This is a genomic window from Telluria sp. BA11, assembly GCF_056680305.1.
Genome location: NZ_CM155275.1, coordinates 4,532,438 through 4,554,511, shown reverse-complemented (window position 1 = coordinate 4,554,511; position 22,074 = coordinate 4,532,438). Strand labels below are relative to the sequence as shown.

The window sequence follows — 22,074 nt, the reverse complement described above, 5'->3', positions numbered from 1 at the left end:
CGTTGACCAAAGGGCGCATGGTACGCGTCGCAGCGCGCCGGGGCAACCTTCAGCGCAGCGAACGCAGAATCAGCCAACCCAGGCCGGCGCTGGCCAGTACGCCCAGCACGAGCGCCAGCTGCACGTTACGCGAGCCCAGCAGCGAGCTGCGGCCCAGATAAATCTTGTTGTACAACGTCGAGCCCATGATCTCCTCCTGTTTTTGATGTCATCGATATTATAGAAACCGCATTGTTGCGGTTCTGTGACAGGAAGCACACGTGCTCTGTAGACGGACGAAAAAGCAACAGTTTTCACGACGGTCTGGCGCGCGACATGACAGCACCGGGGCTGTTAGGATCGTACAACATTGATAACGCTATTGGAGCCCAGCATGAATGACACACCAAACAACGTCGATCCCGAAAACAAGGATCGTGCCATTTTCGATGAAGCCGACATTGGCAGCGGCGAACGCTCGCCTGGTCAGCACGACACCGAACAAATGATTCGCGAGATCCCGGGACTGCCGCCGGCAGGCAGCGATGACAAGCAAGAAGACAAGGAAGGTCAGCGCCAGAAACCCGGCGCTTGATCAGCTCATGTTAATTTAGTGGGCCCGGATCGGTGGTTCTGGCATGCTCGGCTCTTCAACCGGGGCATTGACGGGATCAGGCACGTCGTCCGGCACCGGTGGCTGTGGCGGCGGCGCCAGTGGGTCGTTCGGCGCATCCGGATCGGGTGTCGTGTGCGCATGCAGAATGATCGGTTCGCGCGAGGCGTCGTTGGCATGGAATTGGTTCATGGTCGCCTTTCGGTAAGTGATGGAGTCATGGGCAGACTAGCATGGCTGTCACCCCGGGGCCGTACGATTGCCCCGCAATGGCCGCTTGCCATTGCCGCATGCTGCTGCGGCGTGGCGACTCGGCTATAGTGATGTTTTCACCACTCCCACCGCCCCGCCATGCGCTTTTCCAGCCTGCTGTTTGCCCTCGCGCTTGGCGCCGCCTCGAGCGCCCACGCCGCCCCGATGAAACTCGACGACTACCTGGCCCTGCGCGGCCCTGCCCCGACCACCAAACTTGCCTATGGCCCCGCGCCGTCCCAATACGCGGAACTGTTCGTGCCGCCCGGCGCCGGCCCGTTCCCCGTGGCGGTGCTGGTGCACGGTGGCTGCTGGAACAGCAAGTTCGGCGGCATTACCCAGTTTCGTAATATGGCCGGCGCGCTGGCCGCACGCGGGATTGCGGTCTGGAACGTCGAATACCGGCGCATCGATGAACCGGGTGGTGGCTACCCTGGCATGTACCTCGACATGCACGCCGCGCTCGACCTGCTGGCAGCGCATGCGCCCGCGCACAAGCTCGACCTCGAACGCATCGTCGCCGTCGGCCACTCGGCCGGCGGCCAGCTGGTGCAATGGATCGCGGGCCGCGCGCGGATACCGGCCGGCAGCCCGCTGCACCATGCCAATCCACTCAAGATCGACCGTATCGTGAGCCTGGGCGGCCTGGCCGACCTGCGCCACGAAGCGGCGCTGATCAAGTCGAGCTGCGACCGCGATCTCGCGCAACTGGCCGGCACGCCGAGCGCTGCGCGGCCCGACGTATTGGTCGATACCAATGCCGCCGACCTGATGCCCAATGGCAGCCGCACGTGGCTCGTGACGGGGGCGCTCGACACGATTTCGCCGCCGCGCGTGGCGCACGACTACGCGGCGCGCGCAGCCAAGCTGGGGGATGTGGCGGACGTGGTGATCCTGCCGGAGGCCAGCCATTACGATGAGGTGGCAACGAGTTCGCCGGCGTGGCCGACGGTGCTGAACGTGATCGAGGGGGCGCTGGGCCTCTCTACAGAAACGCCGTAGGACAGGCGGTACGCGTCGCCGGGAGGCGACGCGGTGATGCAGGGTCAGGCTGAGCTTATTGCGTGTGCTTTACTGCTGGTTTACTGCGGTCTTTACTGCTGGCGCGACTTTTCTTCTTTCTTGACCTTCTTGGCTTCCTTCTTTTCCTTCATGGTCTTGGCCGGTTCTTTCTTGGTCGTCTTCTTTGCATCCTGACTTTTGCTCATGGTGGTGCTCCATTCATGGTGGTTGCTGCGGATGTCATGAGAACGTGCCGGACAGCGCGTCGGGCATCATGCGGATAGTACCACTATGCTAATCCCGCCCGGTAGCGACGCGCCGCGCCAGCGGGACGTCCAGCACCAGGTCGTCGCGTGCCAGCGCCACGCAGGGCAATATGTCGCCGCCCTGCCGCTCATCGACCGACAGGCCCGGCCACTCGACCGTATACGCCACCTTGCCGGCGCGTAAGCGGCACAGACATGTGCGGCAGGTTCCGTTGCGACATGAGCTGGGCAGCTCGATGCCGGCGGCCTCGAGCGCATGCAGCAAGGTCGTGGACGCGCCAACGGCGACACGGGCGCCCAGTGGCATGACAATAACAGTGTAAACAGGCTGATCCATAGTGCAATTGTAGCCCCAATGAAACAGTTGACCTGTTGTGAGTACGCTGACGCACAGACCCGGAGGATGGATTTCACTACTCTACAGTTTTCCAGAAGCAAACCCGGAGACCGCATGAACAAGATAACCGCCCTGACCCTGATCGCCGCCCTTGGAGGCACGCTGACCCATGCCATCGCGCAACAGCCTGCCCCGCTGCCACCAGCCGCCCAACCGGCGACGACAGCCCAGAACACGACGATGTCGACGGCGGTAACCGCTGCGCCCGGCGCTGTGCAGGATCCGGCCATCGCCGAGCAGGCAGAATTTGAAAAACTGCTGCGCGCGCAGGTGCTGCTCGAACGCATTTACCTATCCCCGGGTGAACTGGACGGTGCCTACGGCTCGAACATGCGCCAGGCCCTGAATACGTTCCAGGCCGTGCGCAAGCTGCCGGTCACCGGCAAGCTCGATGATGCGACCTGGAATGCCCTCGCCACCGACACCACGCCCACGCTGGCCGAATACGCGCTGATTCCGGAAGACGTCGAAGGCCCGTTCCAGCCGGTGCCCGACACGATGATGGAAAAGGCCAAGCTGGCCCAGCTGGGCTACGCCAACGTGCTCGAAGGCCTGGGCGAAAAATTCCACGCCAGCCCGGAACTGCTGCAGCGCCTCAATCCTGGCAAGACCTTTACCCGCGCGGGCGAACGCATCATGGTGCCGAACGTGAGCGGCAAGGAACCACTGGCGCAGGCCACCAAGGTCGTCGTGCGCGATGGCGCCAAGACGCTGCAACTGTATGACGCATCGGGTCGCCTGCTGGCCCAGTATCCGGCCTCGACCGGTAGCAGCCGCGATCCGCTGCCGATCGGCACCTGGAAAATCGAAGGCGTGCACGCCAATCCGGTCTACAACTACAACCCGAAACTGTTCTGGGACGCCAAGCCGGGCGACAAGGCAACCCCCGTCAAGCCAGGCCCGAACAACCCGGTCGGCGTGATGTGGATCGACCTGTCCAAGCCGCACTACGGCATCCACGGCACGCCAGTGCCGGGCCACGTGGGCAAGACCGAATCGCATGGCTGCATCCGCCTGACCAACTGGAGCGCCGCCGAAGTGGGCGCTGCCGTGACCGCTGGCACCGAAGTCGTCCTCGAAAAATAAGCAGCAATCCAGGCAGATGCTGTAGACAAGCGGCGCCCGTGGCGCCGCACGGAGAACAAGATGAAATGGTTGATCACGTTTGTCCTCGGCGTGCTGGTCGGCGCTGCGATCCTGTTCGTGGCATTGCAGGACGTGCCTGACAAGCCGGCGCCAGAAGTTGCAGCAACGGTGCCGGCAGCACCCGGCATTCCGGCATCCCAGATCGAGGGCCAGTTGCCGCCGGCGCCGGTCGTGGTGCCGAACCTGGAAGATGCCGATCTGCCACTGCGCCCGACGCCTGACGCCACTGCTGCGGCAGGTTCTGCCGCCCCGATGAGCATGCCGGGCAAGCTGCTGGTGCCGGTCCAGGGCATCAAGTCGGCCCAGCTGACCGATACCTTCTACCAGCCGCGCGGTGAGCAGCGCCAGCACGAGGCGCTCGATATCATGGCCCCGACCGGCACGCCCGTCGTCGCCGTGGCTGACGGCAAGGTCGCCAAGCTGTTTCACAGCAAGCCGGGCGGCCTGACTGTGTACCAGTTCGATCCAACCGGCCAGTTCGCGTACTACTACGCCCACCTGGACCGCTACGCCGACGGCATCGCCGAAGGCATGGAAGTCAAGCGCGGCACGTTGATCGGTTATGTCGGCGTAACCGGCAATTCCGATCCGAACGCACCGCACCTGCACTTCGCCGTCGTCGCCCTGACGCCAGAAAAGCAATGGTGGAAAGGCACGCCGCTCAATCCGTTTCCACTGATGAGCGATCAGTAATTTCTGAGGTGAGCACTGCGGCGGCCGGCCCGGCAACGGACGCGGTCGCCAGTTCGTCGATGTCGGCCCCGACATTGATTGCTGCATAGGCGCGCGTGACCGCGACGACTTCGCGGCTGCCCGTTCCGTACAACTCCCCCGCCGACTCGATCATCTTCGCCCGCGCATCGGCGTAATTGGTGCTGGCCGTGAACTTGGTCGTGTTCGCACGGAACCAGATCCGGAATGCCTTGTCGATGCCAATGCCCGTCATCGCCACCGGGCGCCGCTTCAGGTAGCTGCTCCATGCATCGTTCGTCTTGTCGGCCGCTGAACCGCGCGCCAGGAAATAAAACATCCGGTTGTTCGGGCCGCTGCTGTAGTGCACGTCCAGTCGTTTCAGGCTTGTACTCCAGGCGTCGCGGCTGTTGCCATCCTTGCTCGGCTTGATCATCCAGCGCAGCGGCTTGCCGTCGCGGGCGATCTCGCTGCCCAGCATCCAGTCATTGCCTAGTTCGGGCACGACTTCCCCCTTGCCGCCGGCACGCGCGTACGCTTCGACGACTTCGCCCGCGATGTCCGAACTCGATTCGTTCAGCCCGCCCGACTCGCCCGTGTAGACCAGGTTCGATGTGGCGGCCGTGATGCCGTGCCCCATTTCGTGACCGACCACGTCGATCGCCGCCAGGTTGGTGAAGAACGTGCCGTCGCCGATGAACATGCAATGGCAGGTGTTGCTGTAGTAGGCATTGTCATAGCCGCGGTTGACATGCACGGCGATGTGCGAGGCCGTGTCCTGGCCGTCGAGCGCGCGCCAGCCCAGCACGTTCAGGTGCAGGTCATAGGTATTCATCAGGCCCCACATGGCGTTGACGGCCGCGGTCTGACCATTGGCGCCTGTCGTGCTGCCACCCTCGACGAACTGCTTGCCGTCGCCCCAGGTGTTGCTGCTGTTGGTGTAGACGCGCCCGCTGGTGGTAGCGTGGTTGGCGTTGGTGATTGCCATCGCACCGAACGTGCCGCCCTTGCCGCGCTGGGGGTCGAGCAGTTGGTACATGTTGCCATCAAATGACGTACTGAGCGGCACGTTGCCGCTGTACTGGCTGCGACCAACGCCTTCCACTGTTTGCAGCGCGTTCCAGCGATCGATGACGGCGCCCGTGCGCGCATCGACGATGACGTCATAGAAGATCGGCTGCTCGCCGCTGCGCATGCGCACGCGCACATGCCAGGCGAGCGCGTAGCGGTCGACCGTTTCGACCAGGTCAAGCGCATTGAGTTCGCTATCCGGTTTGGCGACGGCGCCAGGTGCGCGCTCGTCGCGCATCACGGGATAGATCACCAGTTCGGCGGTGGGCAGCTTGACGTTGACGGCGCGGGATGGACCGCCCTTGATGGCGGCGTTGATGGCCGCCTTGCGCTTGACGACCGGCATGGTGTCGAAGCCGGTGGTGACGGGACTCAGTGCACCGGCTGCGCCGCGCCCCAACTGCAGGCGGCGGGGCGAGGCGCTCTCGGACACGATCTGCTGGCGCGCATCGAGCACGACCACGGATTCGGAGCCAAAGATGCGCACGCCCTTGTACAGATGCGCCGCGCGCACCACGTGCGTGCCCTGCACGCCGGGGTGCTGTGCAACGACGCGGTACCCGTGATCGGCATCAAGGCCGATGGCCGGCCGGCGCGCCGTCAGCTGGACTAGGACCTGCGTCTGCGCCTGCGTGTCCAACTTCTGTGGCGGGCTCATCATCGGCGCGCCGTGGACGCCGGGCGCCAGCGCGATGGCGGCACCCAGCAGAACTGCCCTGAACAACGGTTGAGGAATCATCTCGGCTCCATCCGGTATGCCGGGCCAGGTGGCGCCGGTCATCGACCATGATGGACGTGCAAATAAACGAGTATTTGCTTGAGAACAATGTCCCCTACCTACGGCGCTTCATCAGATACACCGCTGTCCCAACAACAGCCACACCCAGCGCAACCTTCTTCGCCAGGCCCGCCTTGTTGTGCTGGAACTCGGCCTTGATGCCCATCTCGGCCAGCACGTTCGGAATCTTGCCGCTGGCAAGATCCTCGCCAATGCCCTCGACCATGTTGACGCGGTCTGCCACCAGCAACAGCAGCCAGTGACGCACGTCGTTTTCGGTCAGCTTGAAGGCCTGGCGCCGGATCATGCCAGAGAGGCCGGATGGCGGCTGGACCGTGCCGAACAGCGGCGTGCGGCCCGGACGCTCGGTGGAGACGAGCACCTCGACGCGCTCGTCCTGCGGTGCAGGATCGCCGTCCGGGACGTTGATGAAGCGCGGCGGCGTGCGTTCCATTGGCACGCCAGGCCGGTCCTTGCGGTCGAGGTCGGCGCCCCAGCCCTGGATGTGTGCCAGTTGCGCGCGGGTGGGCCGGCGCGGTGCAATCGCACCGTGGACGTGGCCAACGTGGCCATCGTTGTCGTGTTCGCCTGGCGCGTGATCGCCGTCGTGCTGGTCGTTGGCGCTCACGATGTCGTTACGTGTCTGCATAATGTGTCCTTATGGTGGTCTGCATTCGTGATCTGCATGCCGGTTACGCTGCGATGCTGGCCTTGACGGCGCGTACTTCGTTCGCGCGCGGCGGAATCAGGATCGTCTTGATGCAGTTATCGAGCTTGCTCGAGAAGATGTGATACGCATCCGACACCTCTTCCAGCGGCACGCGGTGCGTGATGATGGCTTTCGGGTCGATGCGGCCAGCGCGGATGTGCTCGATCAAACGCGGCAAATGGCGGCGCACGCTGGCCTGGTTCATGCGCAGCGTCAAACCTTTGTTCAGCGCATTGCCGATCGGGACCGCATTGAAGGTCGGCCCATACACGCCAACGATCGACACATTGCCGCCCTTGCGCACCGAGTTGATGCACCAGTGCAGCACGGTCGCCGCCCCCGCCTGCATCATCGTGTAGACGCCCGTGATGGTCTGCATCGTGTTGCCGGCCGCTTCGCAGCCGACCGCGTCAATGCAGACGTCAGCGCCCATCCAGTCGGTCATCTTCTTGATGTGCAGCGCCATGTCGCGCACTTCCTTGAAGTTGACCACTTCGCACTGCGCGTAGTTCTTGACGAATTCGAGGCGGTATTCGATCTCGTCGACGACGATCACGCGGCCCGCGCCCATCAGCCAGGCCGACTTGGCAGCAAAGATGCCGACCGGGCCCGCGCCAAACACGACGACCGTGTCGCCTTCCTTGATGTCGCCCATTTCGGCGGCCTGGTAACCGGTGGGCAGCGCGTCGGTGAGCAGCACGGCGTCATCGTCGTGGATGTCTTCCGGGATGATCATCGGGCCGACGTCGGCCATCGGCACGCGCACGTACTCGGCCTGGCCGCCGTCGTAGCCGCCCGCCGTGTGCGAGTAACCGTAGATCGCGCCCACGGCGGTCGATTGTGCATTCGTGTTGTGGCAATTGCCGTACAGCTCGTGCTGGCAAAAGAAGCAGGAGCCGCAAAAGACGTTGAAGGGCACCAGCACCTTGTCGCCCACCTTGAGCTTGTGGACATCCGACCCGACTTCTTCGACGATGCCGATGAATTCGTGGCCAAAGGTGTGGCCCACGCGGGTATCGGGCACAAGGCCGTGGTACAAGTGCAGGTCGGAACCGCAGATGCAGGCGCGGGTGACGCGCACGATGGCGTCACCGGGGTGTTCAATGACAGGCTCGGGCTTCTGGTCGGCGCGGACTCGGTATGGCCCGCGGTAATTCATGGCAAGCATAAGCACTCCTTGGCAAGTTCTGTAAGGTGATGTCGGCGCGCGATGAATAGCGTGCTGATCTAACACTAACTTATGTCAAGTTGCCAAGAATTGCCATACGCGCACGGTAACGAACACGCATTTTTATGCACTTACCCCGAATTAACGTCCGTCTTTATACCCGACAGGAAACTTTCTCACGCCTTTTATAGATTTTTGGCATCAAAAGTATTGCACGAGGCCACTTCACCACTCTCAAGGCCACGTTCGAACCAGCGGACGCGCTGCGCCGACGTACCGTGCGTAAATGAGTCCGGGACCACCACGCCGCGCGACTGCTTTTGCAGCGCATCGTCGCCGATCGCGCTGGCTGCGTTCAGGGCGGCCTCCACATCGCCCTGCTCCAGGATCTTCGCACGCTGATCGGTGCGCTTGGCCCAGACACCGGCGAAGCAGTCGGCTTGCAGTTCGAGCTTGACCGACAGGATATTGCCCTGCTTCTCCGACGCGTTCTGCTGGGCCGCGTGTACTTTGTCGGAAATCCCGAGCAGGTTCTGGACGTGGTGGCCGACTTCGTGCGCGATCACATACGCCTGGGCGAACTCACCGCCGGCATTGAACCGCTGCTGCATCGTGCGGAAGAAGTCGAGGTCGATGTACACCGACGCATCGGCCGGGCAGTAGAACGGCCCGGTCGCACTCTGGCCGACACCGCACGAGGTATTCGTGCGGCCGTCGAACAGCACGAGTTTGGCCGGCTGGTACTGCGCATTCTGTTCGGTGAAGATCTGGGTCCATGCGTCTTCGGTGTAGGCCAGCGTGGTACGCACGAACTTGCTTTCGCGGTCGTCAGCCGGCGCCGCGCGCGGCTGCGACGATTGCTGGACCTGCGGCGCGCCGCCACCCGACAGCAGGCTCAGGATCGTGGCCGGCGAGACGCCCAAAAAGTAGGAACCTACCAGGGCGATGACGATGGTGCCGATGCCGATCGAGCGCCCGCCAATGCCGAAGCCACCACCACCTCCCCCGCCACTGTCGCCCCGACGGTCTTCGACATTGCTGCTTTCACGGTCACCATCCCAACGCATACGTTCTCCTAGTCTTTCAGTGTTTGATTCAGCGGCTGTTGCGCTTGAGGTTGCAGGTGTCGGCACGCTCGCGCGCATCCTTGCCGCGCAGGTCGTCGACGGGCGCCAGGCCAGCACGCTGCTCGTCGTTCAGCGCGCGCTCGCGGCGTTCGCGGGCAATTTCGCGGTCCATGCGGCCGCGCGGGACGTCGTCCATGTCGAAGCTTTTCATTTTGCGTGTTCTCTCTCGTTATCGTTGTCGTTTGACTATGTTGATGAGTATGGTTGGTTGCCGTCATCCGGTATGTTCGAGTGATCACATAATGCATCAAATTCAATTGGCATATGACCCGGTTCGTGCGCGCCGATGCGCGCGATTCATGCGATGCTTGCGCCATGACATCTATCCAAGCCACTGCCCTGCTCACCCTTGGCACGACCCTGCGCCAGGCCGGTTACCGCTTCATGACGGTCACGCCGTCGACACACCGGCGCGTCAACGGCCGGCCCGGCAACGAACAGGCGCGCGATCTGCGCGACGTGTTCGGCTGGAGCCGGCCGTTTGCCCCCGCCGTGCTGCCGCCCGGCATGATCGAACTGATGGCGGATGCCGGCGTCCTGGCCGGCGAAGGCGACGCGCTGCGCTCGACCGTGCGCGCCTCGACGCTGGACGACCTGCTGCTGTTTCATTCCGCCTTTCCGACGCACGACGACGATGCGGTGTTCTTCGGGCCGGACACCTACCGCTTCATCGGCGCCATGCGGCGCGCATTCGCGTCGGCCGACCCCGCGCCCATGCGCGCGATCGATGTCGGCTGCGGCAGTGGTGCCGGCGCGCTGACGATCGCGCGTGCCTTCCCGGCTGCCGACGTGATCGGCGCCGATGTCAACCTGGCCGCGCTGGCGCTGTCCCGGGTGAACGCACAACTGAACGACGTGACGAGGTTCACGGCCTGTGAAAGCGATCTGTTCAATGGTGTGGCGGGCGAGGTCGACCTGATCGTGTCGAATCCGCCGTTCGTTCTCGATCCGGACGCTCGCCGCTACCGCCACGGTGGCGGTGAACGTGGCGCCGAGCTGTCGCGCCGCATCGTCGAAGAAGGCCTGCCGCGCCTGCGCTCCGGCGGGCTGCTGCTGTTGTACACGGGCGTGGCGATCACGGGGGACAGTGACCATTTCCTTGAGAGCCTGCGCGCGCGCCTGGATGCAGAATGCGCATCGTGGTCGTACGAAGAACTCGATCCCGACATCTTCGGCGGGCAGCTCGGCGAGCCCGGGTATGAAGAGGTCGAGCGGATTGCCGCAGTGTGGCTGCAGGCGCGCAAGCGCTAAAAACTGGTTAGCCCGGATTGTTCCTGCGCCGCCGCCAGAAGCGGTCGAGAATCGGTTTGACGCTCAGGCCATGGACCAGGATCGAGAGCATGATCACGGCAATCGTGATCTGACTGAGCTGGCTTGCCAGGCCGGATGGCAAGTCATGGTTGATCGCATACATCAGGTAATACAACGAACCGATACCGCGCACGCCGAACCAGGCGATCATCGATGTCACGCGCGGCGAGCGCCCGCAGCCCAGGAGCCCCAGGTAGACGCTCAGCGGCCGCGCCACCACGAACAGGAACAGCGCCGTCAAGACCGTCTGCCAGGTCCAGGTCTGGATCGCCAGCATGCCGCCCAGCAGCAGCACCAGCGTCAGTTCGGACAGGCGCTCGATGTGCTCCTTGAACACCAGCGATTCCGAGCTGACCGACAGCGGCGCCTGGGCTTCCCCTGCCGGGTTGACAGCCGGCTCATCCGGCACAAGCAGACCCTGGCGATCCTTGTGCGCGCCCGACGCCGTCAGTTCGGTATGGCGCAGCGCCACGCCGGCCGCGAACACGGCCAGAAAGCCCCACGCCATGCACATCACCGTCACTGCGTAGACGACGGCGATCAGGCCCAGGCCGACCAGGTCGTCGAGTACCTCGTGCTTGGGTTCCCTTCCCCGCAGCATCCAACCCAGGCGCCCGACCGCATAGCCGCCCAGGGCGCCGATCAGGATCGCCCCGAACGTGGCCCAGATGACTTCCACCGCAAACCAGTGCAGGCCAAAGTCGCCAAGCTCATGCACGCCCAGCAAGCCAAGACCCAGCATCACGAATGGAAACGCGGAGCCATCGTTCATCCCCGCTTCGCAGGTCAGCGTGAAGCGCAATTCGTCGCGGTCATCGGGATGGCGCACCTGGACATCGGTGGCCAGCACCGGATCGGTCGGGGCCAGGATGGCGCCCAGCAGAATGCCGGCCCCGACCGGCAGCCCGAGGATGTAGTACGCGAAGGCAGCCACGAGCGCGACACTGATAGTCATCGACACCCACGCAAGCCGCAGCGCCGGCACCCAGCGCGGCCAGCGGATAGGCACAGGCATCTTCACGCCCGCCGAGAACAGCGACACCAGCACGGCGATCTCGGTGAGCGTTTCCAGCAAATGGGATTGGCCGATGGGATCGAATGAAAACACATGAAAGCCTGCAGGCCCGAGGACGAGTCCGACGCCCAGATAGATGATCGCGGACGTGACGGGCAACCGCGCCAGGGTAGACGCCGCAAGCCCGCGCGCCAGCATCAGCATGCCGATCAGGAAAAACCAGTGAGTTGTCGACATGGGATAGCCAGCAGTTTGAATCGGGCGATTGTACGGACAATGTCTGTACAGGCCCGTTGTGTAGCCGGCAGGAATGATTGGTGCCCGATATGGGCCAGAACGAAAAGCGAGGAAAAGCGAGGGTCAGGTCTGACATTCGGACACGACCTCGACAATCGGGTAGTCGGAACTAGCTGACCGGACCATGCCGGTACTGGTCAACACACGATTGGAACTGGATAAGGATGAGGCCGTGTCCGAATGTCAGACCTGACCCCGGCTGTGCCCCGGCTGTGCCGTACGAATGAAAAAAGCCACCTTGCGGTGGCTTTTTTTTTGCTACTTGGCGGAGAGGGTGGGATTCGAACCCACGGTACGCTCGCGCGTACGCCTGATTTCGAGTCAGGTACATTCGACCACTCTGCCACCTCTCCAGATTCGGTCGTCTCGCATCGCTGCGAGAGGCCGCATTATACCGGCAGGCTGGCGAACCTTGCAAGTAATGAGCCGCAACTTTTTTTAATGGCGACGAGGTGGCGTGCTGGTTCGCTCATGCGCGAATGGCCAATTCGATGATCGCCGGGCCGTCGAGGCTGAAATCGAAGACGATGTGTACCGGGCTGCCGGGGAAGTTTCCCGTGACCTCGGCCTGAACGATACAACCTGGCGGCGTCACTTCGCACGATACCGGATGCGCTGTCGCGCCGTAGCGGGCGCTGGTCGCGCGCTTCCAGGCGCGGATCGCGTCGGGCCCGCGATACGCGTGCCCCTCGTCGCGTACCTCGGCATCCTGGCTGAAGCACGCTGCCACCGCATCGGCATCGTGTGCATTCGCGTGCAGGAAGTAGTCGGCGACCGGGGCGGGCATGGGGATTGTCATGATGTCTCCTGAAGGTGAATGTGAGTCCATATCCTGCCAGCCTTGATTACCTCGCGATACCCACAGTTAGCCGATAGACTATCAACTCCAAGTTAATGATCGTCGCGATGAAAACCACCTCCCTGGACGCCATCCGCATCTTTCTCGCCGTTGCCGAGATGAAGAGTTTTACGGCCGCTGCCATCCGCATCGGCGTGACACCTGCCGCCGCCAGCAAGGCCGTGAAACTGCTCGAAGCGCAGCACGGCGTCATCCTACTGACGCGCAACACGCGCCGGGTCATGCTGACCGAGACGGGCAGCACGCTATACGCCGACCTGCTGGCGGCGACGTGTCAGATCGACGACGCCTTTTCGAGCCTGGCGCGCTTTCGGGACCGCCCGGCCGGCACCCTGCGGCTCACTGTCCCGCGCGCATTGGGTGCGCTGGTGCTCAAGACGCTGGCGCCGCAGTTCCGGCGCGCGCATCCCGACGTGGCGCTCGATATCTCGCTCGACGACGGCGAAGTCGATTTGCTGGAACGGGGGTACGACGCGGGCATCCGTCTTGGCCAGTCGGTCGCGCAAGGCATGGTCGCGGTGCGCCTGACGCCTGAGCTGCGCTGGTCGGTCGTCGGCGCCCCCGCCTACTTCGCCGATGCCGGCCGGCCGCGCATACCGGAAGACCTCGTGCGCCACGCGACGATCCGCTACCGCTTTCATACCTCAAAGCTGCTCGCGCGCTGGCAGTTCACGCGCGATGGCGGCGCATTCCACGTCGAGACCGGCCACACGCTCGTCGTCAACGACACAGGCCTGATCGCCGACTTTGCCCGCTCCGGCATGGGCCTGGCCTATTTGCCCGACATCGAGATCGCACACGACCTTGCCAATGGCCAGCTCGAACGTGTGCTTGCACCGTTCGTGCCGAACACGTCAGGCCTCTACCTGTACTTCGCCGCAAAAGCGCAGGGCCAGCCGAAGCTGCGCGCCCTCATCGACATGGCCACCGCGCTGCGCGACGCCGTCGCCTGATCGCCCGCAGGGCATTCAATGCCACGTTTACACGGCATTGACGGGCGCACCCACCTCTTTTGCCCCATTTTTAGGGCCGCATCGCTACGCTGGGCAGATCGAATCTGTTCAGGAACCCACCCATGATCATCGCCATCGTCAATCAACACAGCAGCCTGGAGCGCACAGTCGTGGCGCGCAACCTGGCGGTTCTGCGCGCGCAAAGCGGCCGGCGCGTGTGCCTGATGACCACCGCCGGGAATGGCAACAGCGACTGGTCCGAGGAACGCAGCCAAGCCGGCGTGCAGCCATGGATTGAAACGCATCAGGTGGGCAGCCGCGCGGTGAGGACGCGTCTGGCCGCACTGCGCCCGCTGTTCGACGACATCCTGATCGACGCCGGCACGCGTGATACCGACGGCTGCCGCTGCGTGCTGGCGGAGAGCCGGCTGGTGGTGGTGCCGGTGCGGGGCGGCGCGCTCGAGCTCGACCTGCAATACCGGCTGCTGGCGCGCCTGAACGGCGCGCGCACGTTCAACCCCGCCATGCGGGTGCTGTTCGTCGCTGTCAGCGGCGCCGCCGGTCCTGGTGTCAGCGAGCGCGATGCCGTGCTCGCGCACGTGGCGCGGGTCGACGATGCCACGCTCGCCGAGACAGTGCTGCATGCGCCGGCTGCCCCCGACTACGGGCCTGGCCGCTGCGTATCGGACGCCGCCACGTGCGATCCTGATGCGGCCGCCGAACTACGCGCGCTGTACGACGAGGTGTACCCGCCCGCGGCGCCGCTGGCATTCGCAGTGCAGGCGCAGATGCGTCACCAGGGCTTTTGAACACGCCGGATGTCACCCGAGCGGGTGCAGCGTGCGTGCATTGCTGTGCGTCGAGCGCGACGCCGCGTCGCCACGCTCAAGCGATATCGAGGCGCTCGTGCGGCGCGAACTCGTGATAGATGTCGGGCTGGTGGGTCGGAATGTAGACGCTCAGGCGCTTGCCACGGTGGAAGACGCCGCGCAGGCTGTTGCAGGCCGCCCATGCATGCTCGTACGAGTCGGCGATATGCAGCACGGCCCAGGGACTGTCAGGCGAGCCTTCGCGGATCATGTCCACCTGCGTGATGTGAAAATACGGGGTGAAGCTGTCGATGATGGTGCTTTCGCAGGCATCGGCGTGCAGGCCCGACAGGATGACTTTCATGGGTGTTCTCCAGATTCAGGCAAGGGTGGATCGAGCAGGTCGCAGGTATGGCGCGCGATCATCAGTTCTTCGTTGGCGGGCACCAGCCAGACGGCGACCCGGCTCGACGCCAGGCTGATACAGGCCGGGCCAGCGGGCGGCGCCGCATTGGCGGCCGGGTCGAGTTCGACCCCGAGCCAGGCCGCATCACGGCATACCGCAGCGCGCAGCCGCGCGCTGTTCTCGCCGATCCCGCCCGAGAACACCAGCGCATCCAGCCCGCTCAGGCTGGCCGCCAGCGACCCCAATTCGCGGCCAATCCGGTACACCAGCAAGTCGATCGCCAGTTGCGCGCGCGGGTCGCTGCTCGCTTCCAGCACGCGCATGTCGGACGACACGCCGGACACACCCAGCAAGCCCGACTCGTTGTACATCATGCGCTGCACGCTCTCCACCGTCATGCCCAGTTCTTCGATCAGGTAGATGACCACACCCGGGTCAAGCGCGCCGCAACGCGTGCCCATCGGCAGGCCATCGACCGCCGTGAAACCCATCGTGCTGGCCATGCTGCGCCCGCCGTGCATCGCGCACATGCTGGCGCCATTGCCCAAATGCGCGGCGACCACGCGCGCGCCGGCCAGCGCCGGATCGCACAGCGGCAGCGTGGCCGCGATGTATTCGTAGGACAGCCCGTGAAAGCCGTAGCGGCGGATGCCCAGTTCCGTGATCGCCTGCGGCAGCGCGAACGCCTGTGCCAGCGCCGGCTGCGCCGTATGGAACGCGGTGTCGAAGCAGCCGACCTGCAGCAGGCCAGGCCGCAGCGCGGTCAAAGCGCGTACCGGCGCCAGGTTGTGCGGCAGATGCAGCGGCGCCAGCGGAATCAGGCTGGCCAGCCGGTCGAGCACGGTATCGTCCAGCTGGACCGGTCCGCTGAAGTCGACACCGCCGTGCACGATACGGTGACCGACCGCGCATACGCGGTAGCCATCCAGGTGGCCCTCGGCGAAATCGATCAGGTATTCCATCCCGGCCTGGTGGTCGAGCGGCGCCGTCCAGGCATGTTCACCCACCGTGTCGCCAGCGGCATCGCGGGCGATGAAGCGCGCGGCGCCCCGATACAGCCCGTCGATCTTGCCCGTGAAGAGCGGCGCCAGATCAGGCAGCGCATGCAGCGAAAACTTGATGCTCGACGAGCCGGCATTGATGACCGCGATGCAGTCCTGCGTCGCCATCAGCGCCCCGCCACGCTGGCATTGGCGCTGGCGCTGGCCAACTGATGCCGCGCCAGCAGCACGGCGACGGCGCACGAGGCCAGGCGCGCGGCGACCGAATCGGCGCGGCTGGTCAGGATCAGCGGCACGCGCGCGCCGAGGACGATGCCGGCCGCAGCCGCCCCGGCCATGAAGGTCAGGCTCTTGGCCAGCATGTTGCCCGCTTCCAGATCCGGCGCAACGAGCACGTTGGCGCGCCCGGCCACGGGCGAATCGAGCCCCTTGACGGCGGCGGCCTGCGGGTCGATCGCATTGTCCATCGCCAGCGGGCCATCCAGGATCGCGCCGGTGATCTGGCCACGGTCGGCCATCTTGCACAGCGCCGCCGCGTCGATCGTCGATGGCATCTTGTCGCTGACCGTTTCCACCGCCGCCAGGATCGCCACGCGCACGCCCTCGAAGCGCAGCACATGCGCCAGGTCGATCGCGTTCTGCACGATGTCGCGCTTTTCGGCCAGCGTCGGGATGATGTTGATGGCGGCGTCGGTGATGATGAGCGGTTCGCTGCGCCCCGGCACGTCCATCACGAAGCAGTGGCTCAGGCGCCGCGCGGTGCGCAAACCGGTCGTGGCGGCGACCACGGCGCCCATCAGTTCATCCGTGTGCAGGCTGCCTTTCATCAGCGCGGCAGCCTTCCCTTCGCGCACCAGTTCGACGGCGCGTGCGGCCGACGCGTGGCTGTGCGCCGTGTCGACCAGGCGCAGCGCGCCGATGTCCAGGCCGGCAGCATCGGCCGCGGCGTGAATGCGCGCCGCCGGCCCGACCAGCAGCGGCGTGATCAGGCCGATACGGGCCGCGTCGAGCGCCGCTTCAAGTGCGTAGCGGTCGCACGGGTGCGCTACCGCCACCGTCACCGGGCCATTGGCACGGCCGGCCTCGATCAGGCGGTCATAGTATGGATGTGCGGTCGTGACTGCGGTCATCAATCTCTCCTTGAACGTGGGTACATCACCAGTACCCGAGCAACTTCCACCACAGGCCGCCGACGACGGCAAACACCGCCAGCTCGAACAGGCACATGATGAAGCCGACTTTCCACCACAGGCCCATGGTGACATACCCGCTGCCGAAGATGATGGGCGAGGTGCCGGTGGCGTAGTGAGTCAGCGTCATCATGATGCCCGACGCCGCCGTCATCATCAGCAGGAACAGCACGAGATACTGGCCCGGCACCAGCGCTGCGCCTACCGACAGAAACGCGAACATCATCGCGCTGATGTGGGCCGTGGTGCTGGCGAACAGGTAGTGCGACAGCACAAAGGCCAGCACCAGCACGCTCGCTGCGGCACCCCACCCCATGCCGCTGGCAACAATCGCGTCGCGCATGCCGTTCGACGCCCATGCAATCACGCCCATCTTGTTGAGCTGCTCGGCCAGCATGACGAGCGCGCCGAACCAGATCAGCGTATCCCACGCGCTTTTCTCGGACAGGATATCGTCCCAGTCGAGCGTGCCCGTGATGATCAGGATGAACAGGCCGACAAAGGCGACCACAGTCGGGTCGAGCGTGAACGCGCTGCCAAAGATCATCGCCGGCACGTTCGCCCACAGCACCAGCAGCAGGCCGAAGGTGCCGAGCATCACGCGTTCACTGGCCGACAAGGGCCCCATGCCCGCAAGCTCGGCCCGCGCGAAGCCGATCGCATCCGGCGTCTGCTTGAGCTCTGGTGGCGCCAGCAGGTAAATAATCAGGGGCATCAGGAACAGGCACACGAGGCCTGGCAGCACCATGCACAGCGCCCACGTGGTCCAGCTCAGCTGAAATGTCTGGCCACTGGCACGCGCGACGAAGTCCACCACCAGCGGATTGGGCGCGGTGGCGGTGACGAACATCGTCGAGGTGATGGGATTGGCGTGGTAGTTGACCAGCGCCAGGTACGTGCCGACCTTGCCCTCGGTGCCCTTGACCGGGTCGGAATCGAATGACGCGGCGATCGACTTCATGATCGGGTGGACGATGCCGCCGCCGCGCGCGGTATTACTGGGCGTGAACGGCGCCAGCACCAGCTCGCAGACGGCCAGCCCGTAGCCAATGCCGATCGTGCGCTTGCCGAGCAGCGCGATGAAGTTCAGCCCGATGCGGTTGCCCAAGCCGGTCTTTTTCAGGCCGCGCGAGATCAGCACGGCAACGACGATCAGCCAGATGAGCGGGCTGGAAAAGCTGCTCAGTGCATCGGCCATCGCGGCCTTCGACGACCCGGACGTCACTTGCGACAGCGCTACGATCACGATCGCCATCAGCGCCATGACGTCGATGGGCATGACCTTCAGGATGATGGCGACGATGGTGGTCAGAAAAATCGCCACCAGCGTCCATGCACCAGCGGTCAAGCCTGCGGGATGCGGAATGACCAGCAGCGTGAGCAGTACGGCAGTGGTAACCAGTGCAGGGATCAGGCGAAACGGCACGGCCTGATTGAAATAACGAAATGCAGCCTGCAAGCGCAACAGCATGAACTTCCTTCTACGTAACCGACCAGCCAACGAAAATATTGACTACTGGTCTGATAGTAACAGGAATATATTGCACCGCATCAATCATCGAGCGGTTTGGTCGGGTATTCACGCAGGTCGTGGCTTATGGCTCAGCTTGTCCTATGATGCATCTTTACATGGCCTTGCACCCGACGATGACCACGATCCGCCCCGCATGCCCGCTTGACGCCGCCCGCATCTGCGTCATCTACAACCACTACGTCGATGGCACGACCATCTCGTTCGAGGAAACGCCGGTAACCGCTGCAGACATGGCCGCGCGCATCGCCGACGTCATCGACGGCGGCCTGCCGTGGCTGGTGCTGACCGATGGCGACGTCATCATCGGCTATGCCTACGCCACCAAATGGCGCGCCCGGCCTGCCTATCGCCACGCGGTCGAGAGTACGATCTATCTCGATGCCGCCCTGGCCGGCCAGGGCCATGGCATGCGCCTGTATGCCAGCTTGCTGGATGCATTGCGCACGCGCGGCCTGCACACGGTCATTGCCGGCATCGCGCAGCCGAACGCGCGCAGTGTCCGGCTGCACGAACGCCTGGGTTTTGCCAAGGTCGCGCACTTTTCAGAAGTGGGCTTCAAGCTCGGGATGTGGGTCGATGTCGGCTACTGGCAGATGCGCCTGACACCAGGCTAGACGGGTTCGGCGGGCTCAACCGGCCGCCGCGCGTGGCGGCCCGCAATCACCGCGCAGACGATCAACTGGATCTGGTGGAACAGCATCAGCGGCAGCACCACCATGCTGATGCTGGCGGCGGGAATCAGCACGTGGGCCAGCGGAATGCCGGTGGCCAGGCTTTTCTTCGAGCCGCAAAACACGATGGTGATTTCGTCGGCCTTCGAAAACCCGAAGCGCCGCGCCAGCCATGTCACCACCAGCATGACGACGGCCAGCAGGACGATGCAGACCAGGATCAGGTTGCCCAGCATGGCGGGCGGCACGCGCGACCACAACCCTTCCACCACAGCCGCACTGAACGCGGAAAACACCACCAGCAGGATCGAGCCCTGGTCCACGCCCCTGACCAGGCTCTTGTGGCGATCGACCCAGCCCCCGATCCAGCGCCGGGCGATCTGGCCCGCAACGAATGGCAGCAACAGCTGGTAGACGATCATCAGGACCGAATCGAGCGACGCGCCGGCGCCGGACGAGGCCGGCATTGCCACGCTCACCAGCAACGGCGTGAGGAAGATGCCGAGCAGGCTCGACACTGAAGCGCTGCAGACCGCAGCCGGCACATTGCCGCGCGCCGCCGCCGTGAACGCGATCGACGACTGCACGGTCGACGGTAGCAGGCACAGAAACAGGATGCCGAGATACAGCTCGGGCGTCAGCAGCAGCAGGATGCCGGGCTTGAACAGCAGCGCCAGCACGGGGAACAGCGCGAAGGTGCACAGCAGCACCAGCAGGTGCAGGCGCCAGTGGGTCGCACCGGCAATGATCGCAGCGCGCGACAGCTTGGCGCCGTGCAGGAAGAACAGCACGCCGATCATCACCATCGTGACGACCTTCAGCACGGCGGCGACGTCGCCCTGCGCCGGGAAGATGCTGGCTGCGGCCACGACGGCCAGCAGCATCAGGGTCATTCGGTCCGGCAGAAATCGGGATGACATTCGGGCGAGCATACTGGGATCCTGGCAGCGTTCGGGAATGAAAAAAGCCACCTTGCGGTGGCTTGTTCCATGCTACTTGGCGGAGAGGGTGGGATTCGAACCCACGGTACGCTCGCGCGTACGCCTGATTTCGAGTCAGGTACATTCGACCACTCTGCCACCTCTCCTGATTCGGTCGATTCTTGCTGTGAGCTGCAAGAGACCGCCATTATAGCGGATTGATCGGGAAATGGAAGGGAGAAAATGCGCCGTGGCTGATTTCCCTTTCCCTCACCCGTTTCAAGCTGCTGGCGTCAGGCGTTCCAGGCCACCCATGTACGGGCGCAGCACCTCGGGAACGATCACGCTGCCGTCGGCCTGCTGGTAGTTCTCGAGCACGGCCACCAGTGTGCGGCCCACGGCCAGGCCCGAGCCATTGAGCGTGTGCACCAGCTCGGGCTTGCCCTGGGCATTGCGGAAGCGGGCCTGCATGCGGCGCGACTGGAACGCTTCGCAGTTCGACAGCGATGAAATCTCGCGGTACGTGTTCTGCGCCGGCAGCCAGACTTCGATGTCGAAAGTCTTGGCGGCCGAGAAGCCCATGTCGCCCGTGCACAGCAGCATGACACGGTACGGCAGGCCAAGCGAGGTCAGGATGAACTCGGCATGGCCGACCATCTCGTCCAGCACCGCGTACGACTGTTCCGGATGCACCACCTGGACCAGCTCAACCTTGTCGAACTGGTGCTGGCGGATCATGCCGCGCGTGTCGCGGCCGTAGCTACCGGCTTCGGAGCGGAAGCATGGCGTGTGCGCCGTCATCTTGAGCGGCAGCGCATCCAGCGCCAGGATCTCATCGCGCACGACGTTGGTCAGCGAGACTTCGGACGTCGGGATCAGGTAGAAGGTCTCGCCCTCGCCTTCGACGCCGCCCTTTTTCACCGAGAACAGGTCGGCTTCGAATTTCGGCAGCTGGCCGGTGCCGCGCAGCGAATCGGCATTGACCATGTACGGGGTGTAGCACTCGGTATAGCCGTGGCGTTCGGTGTGCGTGTCGAGCATGAACTGCGCCAGCGCGCGGTGCATGCGCGCCATGCCACCCTTCATCATCGAGAAGCGCGAACCGGTGATCTTGGTGGCGGTTTCAAAGTCCAGGCCCAGACGCTCGCCGATGTCGACGTGGTCGCGCACGGCGAAGTCAAATGCCGGCACATCGCCGACCTTGCGCACTTCGACGTTGCCGCTTTCATCCAGGCCCTGCGGGGCGCTCTCGTGCGGCAGGTTCGGCACGGCCGCCATGAACTGCGCCATGCTTTCCTGCACCTTCGCCAGCGCCGCTTCATTGGCCTTGAGCTCGTCGGCCAGGCCCGCCACTTCCGCCATCACGGCCGTCGTGTCTTCGCCTTTGCCCTTGAGCATGCCGATCTGCTTGGACAGCGCATTGCGCTTGCCCTGCAGTTCTTCGGTGCGCGTCTGGATGGCCTTGCGTTCGGCCTCCAGTGCACTGAAGACGGACACATCGAGCTGGTACTTGCGGGTCGCCAGGCGGGCGGCAGCGGTGTCGATGTCTTTGCGGAGAAGTTGGATGTCAATCATGTCGGGTTGGACCAGGCTGTGTGTATCGAAACCACAATTGTACCAAGCCGACTGGCATTCCTTGCGAGATTTGGCAGTGACGTTGCCGGGCCCTCGCCTGCCCACCGATCGGCGGCGAGTTACAGCGTGGCGGCCAGGCGCGGCGCGCTCACGACGACGGTCTGGATGCTGGCCATGTCGAGCGCCGGCGCGGTCGATGCAGCGATCGTGATCGGCCGTTCGTCTGCGGTGACGTAGCTGCCAACCAGGCCCAGTGCAACAACGGCCAGGAACAGGGCTTCGAAGTTTTTGCGGATGTTCATGATGGCTCCTCGGTGGTGGTTTCAGGGTTCGCA

Annotated in this window: 25 protein-coding genes and 2 tRNA genes; 8 read left to right on the top strand and 19 right to left on the bottom strand. The window is 64.3% G+C overall.

Annotated features, from left to right (window positions below; all coding sequences use genetic code 11):
- Positions 1 to 49: 49 nt before the first annotated feature.
- Positions 50 to 187, bottom strand: a complete 138-nt coding sequence (locus AC1MGT_RS20100; RefSeq protein WP_332529989.1) for a hypothetical protein — start codon at positions 185 to 187, stop codon at positions 50 to 52.
- Positions 188 to 373: 186 nt separating this feature from the next.
- On the opposite strand from AC1MGT_RS20100, the gene AC1MGT_RS20095 reads away from it, so the two are divergent.
- The gene (locus AC1MGT_RS20095) at positions 374 to 574 is read left to right on the top strand and encodes a hypothetical protein (RefSeq protein WP_332529988.1); all 201 of its coding nucleotides are present in this window, start codon (positions 374 to 376) and stop codon (positions 572 to 574) included.
- A 15-nt stretch (positions 575 to 589) separates the two neighbouring features.
- Here the strand turns inward: AC1MGT_RS20095 and AC1MGT_RS20090 are convergent, their stop codons facing one another.
- Positions 590 to 784 (bottom strand): hypothetical protein, encoded by a 195-nt coding sequence (locus AC1MGT_RS20090; protein ID WP_499501740.1) that lies wholly within the window; start codon positions 782 to 784, stop codon positions 590 to 592.
- A 159-nt stretch (positions 785 to 943) separates the two neighbouring features.
- On the opposite strand from AC1MGT_RS20090, the gene AC1MGT_RS20085 reads away from it, so the two are divergent.
- Positions 944 to 1,846: an alpha/beta hydrolase gene (locus AC1MGT_RS20085; RefSeq protein ID WP_499501739.1), complete on the top strand. Its 903-nt coding sequence runs from the start codon at positions 944 to 946 to the stop codon at positions 1,844 to 1,846.
- A 294-nt stretch (positions 1,847 to 2,140) separates the two neighbouring features.
- Here AC1MGT_RS20085 and AC1MGT_RS20080 read toward each other — a convergent pair whose 3' ends face one another.
- Entirely contained in the window at positions 2,141 to 2,449 is a 309-nt protein-coding gene (locus tag AC1MGT_RS20080; protein ID WP_499501738.1) for a 2Fe-2S iron-sulfur cluster-binding protein, read from the bottom strand.
- Positions 2,450 to 2,563: 114 nt separating this feature from the next.
- Here AC1MGT_RS20080 and AC1MGT_RS20075 point away from each other — a divergent pair, with 114 nt between their 5' ends.
- Complete coding sequence (locus tag AC1MGT_RS20075) at positions 2,564 to 3,595, top strand: L,D-transpeptidase family protein (RefSeq protein ID WP_499501737.1); 1,032 nt, start codon at positions 2,564 to 2,566, stop codon at positions 3,593 to 3,595.
- A 60-nt stretch (positions 3,596 to 3,655) separates the two neighbouring features.
- The gene (locus AC1MGT_RS20070; RefSeq protein WP_499501736.1) at positions 3,656 to 4,348 is read left to right on the top strand and encodes a M23 family metallopeptidase; all 693 of its coding nucleotides are present in this window, start codon (positions 3,656 to 3,658) and stop codon (positions 4,346 to 4,348) included.
- Here the strand turns inward: AC1MGT_RS20070 and AC1MGT_RS20065 are convergent.
- The 5 genes from AC1MGT_RS20065 to AC1MGT_RS20045 form a co-directional block, all read right to left on the bottom strand.
- A complete protein-coding gene (locus tag AC1MGT_RS20065; RefSeq protein WP_499501735.1) occupies positions 4,317 to 6,155 on the bottom strand; it encodes a M4 family metallopeptidase in 1,839 nt (612 codons plus the stop codon). The genes AC1MGT_RS20070 and AC1MGT_RS20065 overlap by 32 nt on opposite strands.
- Before the next feature lie 94 nt (positions 6,156 to 6,249).
- Positions 6,250 to 6,843, bottom strand: a complete 594-nt coding sequence (locus AC1MGT_RS20060; protein WP_499501734.1) for a hypothetical protein — start codon at positions 6,841 to 6,843, stop codon at positions 6,250 to 6,252.
- Between the two features lie 43 nt (positions 6,844 to 6,886).
- Complete coding sequence (locus AC1MGT_RS20055; protein ID WP_499501732.1) at positions 6,887 to 8,071, bottom strand: zinc-dependent alcohol dehydrogenase; 1,185 nt, start codon at positions 8,069 to 8,071, stop codon at positions 6,887 to 6,889.
- A gap of 185 nt (positions 8,072 to 8,256) precedes the next feature.
- Positions 8,257 to 9,138 (bottom strand): KPN_02809 family neutral zinc metallopeptidase, encoded by an 882-nt coding sequence (ypfJ, locus tag AC1MGT_RS20050; RefSeq protein WP_499453054.1) that lies wholly within the window; start codon positions 9,136 to 9,138, stop codon positions 8,257 to 8,259.
- Positions 9,139 to 9,166: 28 nt separating this feature from the next.
- On the bottom strand, positions 9,167 to 9,349 hold the full coding sequence (locus AC1MGT_RS20045) for a hypothetical protein (RefSeq protein ID WP_499501731.1): 183 nt from the start codon (positions 9,347 to 9,349) through the stop codon (positions 9,167 to 9,169).
- A 164-nt stretch (positions 9,350 to 9,513) separates the two neighbouring features.
- Between AC1MGT_RS20045 and AC1MGT_RS20040 the strand changes: the two genes are divergently transcribed.
- Positions 9,514 to 10,449 carry a methyltransferase gene (locus AC1MGT_RS20040; RefSeq protein WP_499501730.1) on the top strand — a complete coding sequence of 312 codons (936 nt, stop codon included), beginning with the start codon at positions 9,514 to 9,516 and terminating at the stop codon, positions 10,447 to 10,449.
- A 7-nt stretch (positions 10,450 to 10,456) separates the two neighbouring features.
- On the opposite strand, the gene AC1MGT_RS20035 is transcribed toward AC1MGT_RS20040, so the two are convergent.
- The 3 genes from AC1MGT_RS20035 to AC1MGT_RS20025 form a co-directional block, all read right to left on the bottom strand.
- Entirely contained in the window at positions 10,457 to 11,761 is a 1,305-nt protein-coding gene (locus AC1MGT_RS20035; protein ID WP_499501729.1) for a cation:proton antiporter, read from the bottom strand.
- A 323-nt stretch (positions 11,762 to 12,084) separates the two neighbouring features.
- Positions 12,085 to 12,174, bottom strand: a tRNA-Ser gene (locus AC1MGT_RS20030).
- 116 nt (positions 12,175 to 12,290) lie between these two features.
- Positions 12,291 to 12,620 carry a nuclear transport factor 2 family protein gene (locus AC1MGT_RS20025; RefSeq protein ID WP_499501728.1) on the bottom strand — a complete coding sequence of 110 codons (330 nt, stop codon included), beginning with the start codon at positions 12,618 to 12,620 and terminating at the stop codon, positions 12,291 to 12,293.
- 107 nt (positions 12,621 to 12,727) lie between these two features.
- On the opposite strand from AC1MGT_RS20025, the gene AC1MGT_RS20020 reads away from it, so the two are divergent.
- Positions 12,728 to 13,633: a LysR family transcriptional regulator gene (locus tag AC1MGT_RS20020; RefSeq protein ID WP_499501727.1), complete on the top strand. Its 906-nt coding sequence runs from the start codon at positions 12,728 to 12,730 to the stop codon at positions 13,631 to 13,633.
- A 122-nt stretch (positions 13,634 to 13,755) separates the two neighbouring features.
- Complete coding sequence (locus tag AC1MGT_RS20015) at positions 13,756 to 14,442, top strand: hypothetical protein (RefSeq protein ID WP_499501726.1); 687 nt, start codon at positions 13,756 to 13,758, stop codon at positions 14,440 to 14,442.
- Between the two features lie 76 nt (positions 14,443 to 14,518).
- On the opposite strand, the gene AC1MGT_RS20010 is transcribed toward AC1MGT_RS20015, so the two are convergent.
- Genes AC1MGT_RS20010 through AC1MGT_RS19995 form a run of 4 tightly spaced genes read right to left on the bottom strand, consistent with a single transcriptional unit; the run spans position 14,519 to position 18,510 of the window.
- On the bottom strand, positions 14,519 to 14,806 hold the full coding sequence (locus AC1MGT_RS20010) for an RNA recognition motif domain-containing protein (RefSeq protein ID WP_499501725.1): 288 nt from the start codon (positions 14,804 to 14,806) through the stop codon (positions 14,519 to 14,521).
- Positions 14,803 to 16,017 (bottom strand): acetate/propionate family kinase, encoded by a 1,215-nt coding sequence (locus tag AC1MGT_RS20005; RefSeq protein ID WP_499501724.1) that lies wholly within the window; start codon positions 16,015 to 16,017, stop codon positions 14,803 to 14,805. The genes AC1MGT_RS20010 and AC1MGT_RS20005 overlap by 4 nt, the downstream gene beginning before the upstream one ends.
- Entirely contained in the window at positions 16,017 to 16,979 is a 963-nt protein-coding gene (locus AC1MGT_RS20000) for a phosphate acetyltransferase (protein WP_499501723.1), read from the bottom strand. The genes AC1MGT_RS20005 and AC1MGT_RS20000 overlap by 1 nt, the downstream gene beginning before the upstream one ends.
- Positions 16,980 to 17,004: 25 nt before the next feature.
- A complete protein-coding gene (locus AC1MGT_RS19995; protein ID WP_499501722.1) occupies positions 17,005 to 18,510 on the bottom strand; it encodes a DASS family sodium-coupled anion symporter in 1,506 nt (501 codons plus the stop codon).
- Positions 18,511 to 18,668: 158 nt separating this feature from the next.
- Here AC1MGT_RS19995 and AC1MGT_RS19990 point away from each other — a divergent pair, with 158 nt between their 5' ends.
- The gene (locus tag AC1MGT_RS19990; protein WP_499501721.1) at positions 18,669 to 19,187 is read left to right on the top strand and encodes an arsinothricin resistance N-acetyltransferase ArsN1 family B; all 519 of its coding nucleotides are present in this window, start codon (positions 18,669 to 18,671) and stop codon (positions 19,185 to 19,187) included.
- On the opposite strand, the gene AC1MGT_RS19985 is transcribed toward AC1MGT_RS19990, so the two are convergent.
- The 4 genes from AC1MGT_RS19985 to AC1MGT_RS19970 form a co-directional block, all read right to left on the bottom strand.
- On the bottom strand, positions 19,184 to 20,137 hold the full coding sequence (locus AC1MGT_RS19985; protein ID WP_499501720.1) for a bile acid:sodium symporter family protein: 954 nt from the start codon (positions 20,135 to 20,137) through the stop codon (positions 19,184 to 19,186). The two genes, AC1MGT_RS19990 and AC1MGT_RS19985, sit on opposite strands and share 4 nt — an antisense overlap.
- A 104-nt stretch (positions 20,138 to 20,241) precedes the next feature.
- Positions 20,242 to 20,331, bottom strand: a tRNA-Ser gene (locus AC1MGT_RS19980).
- Between the two features lie 112 nt (positions 20,332 to 20,443).
- A complete protein-coding gene (serS, locus tag AC1MGT_RS19975; RefSeq protein WP_499501719.1) occupies positions 20,444 to 21,739 on the bottom strand; it encodes a serine--tRNA ligase in 1,296 nt (431 codons plus the stop codon).
- A gap of 119 nt (positions 21,740 to 21,858) precedes the next feature.
- Positions 21,859 to 22,041, bottom strand: a complete 183-nt coding sequence (locus AC1MGT_RS19970; protein ID WP_499501718.1) for a hypothetical protein — start codon at positions 22,039 to 22,041, stop codon at positions 21,859 to 21,861.
- Positions 22,042 to 22,074 lie beyond the last annotated feature (33 nt).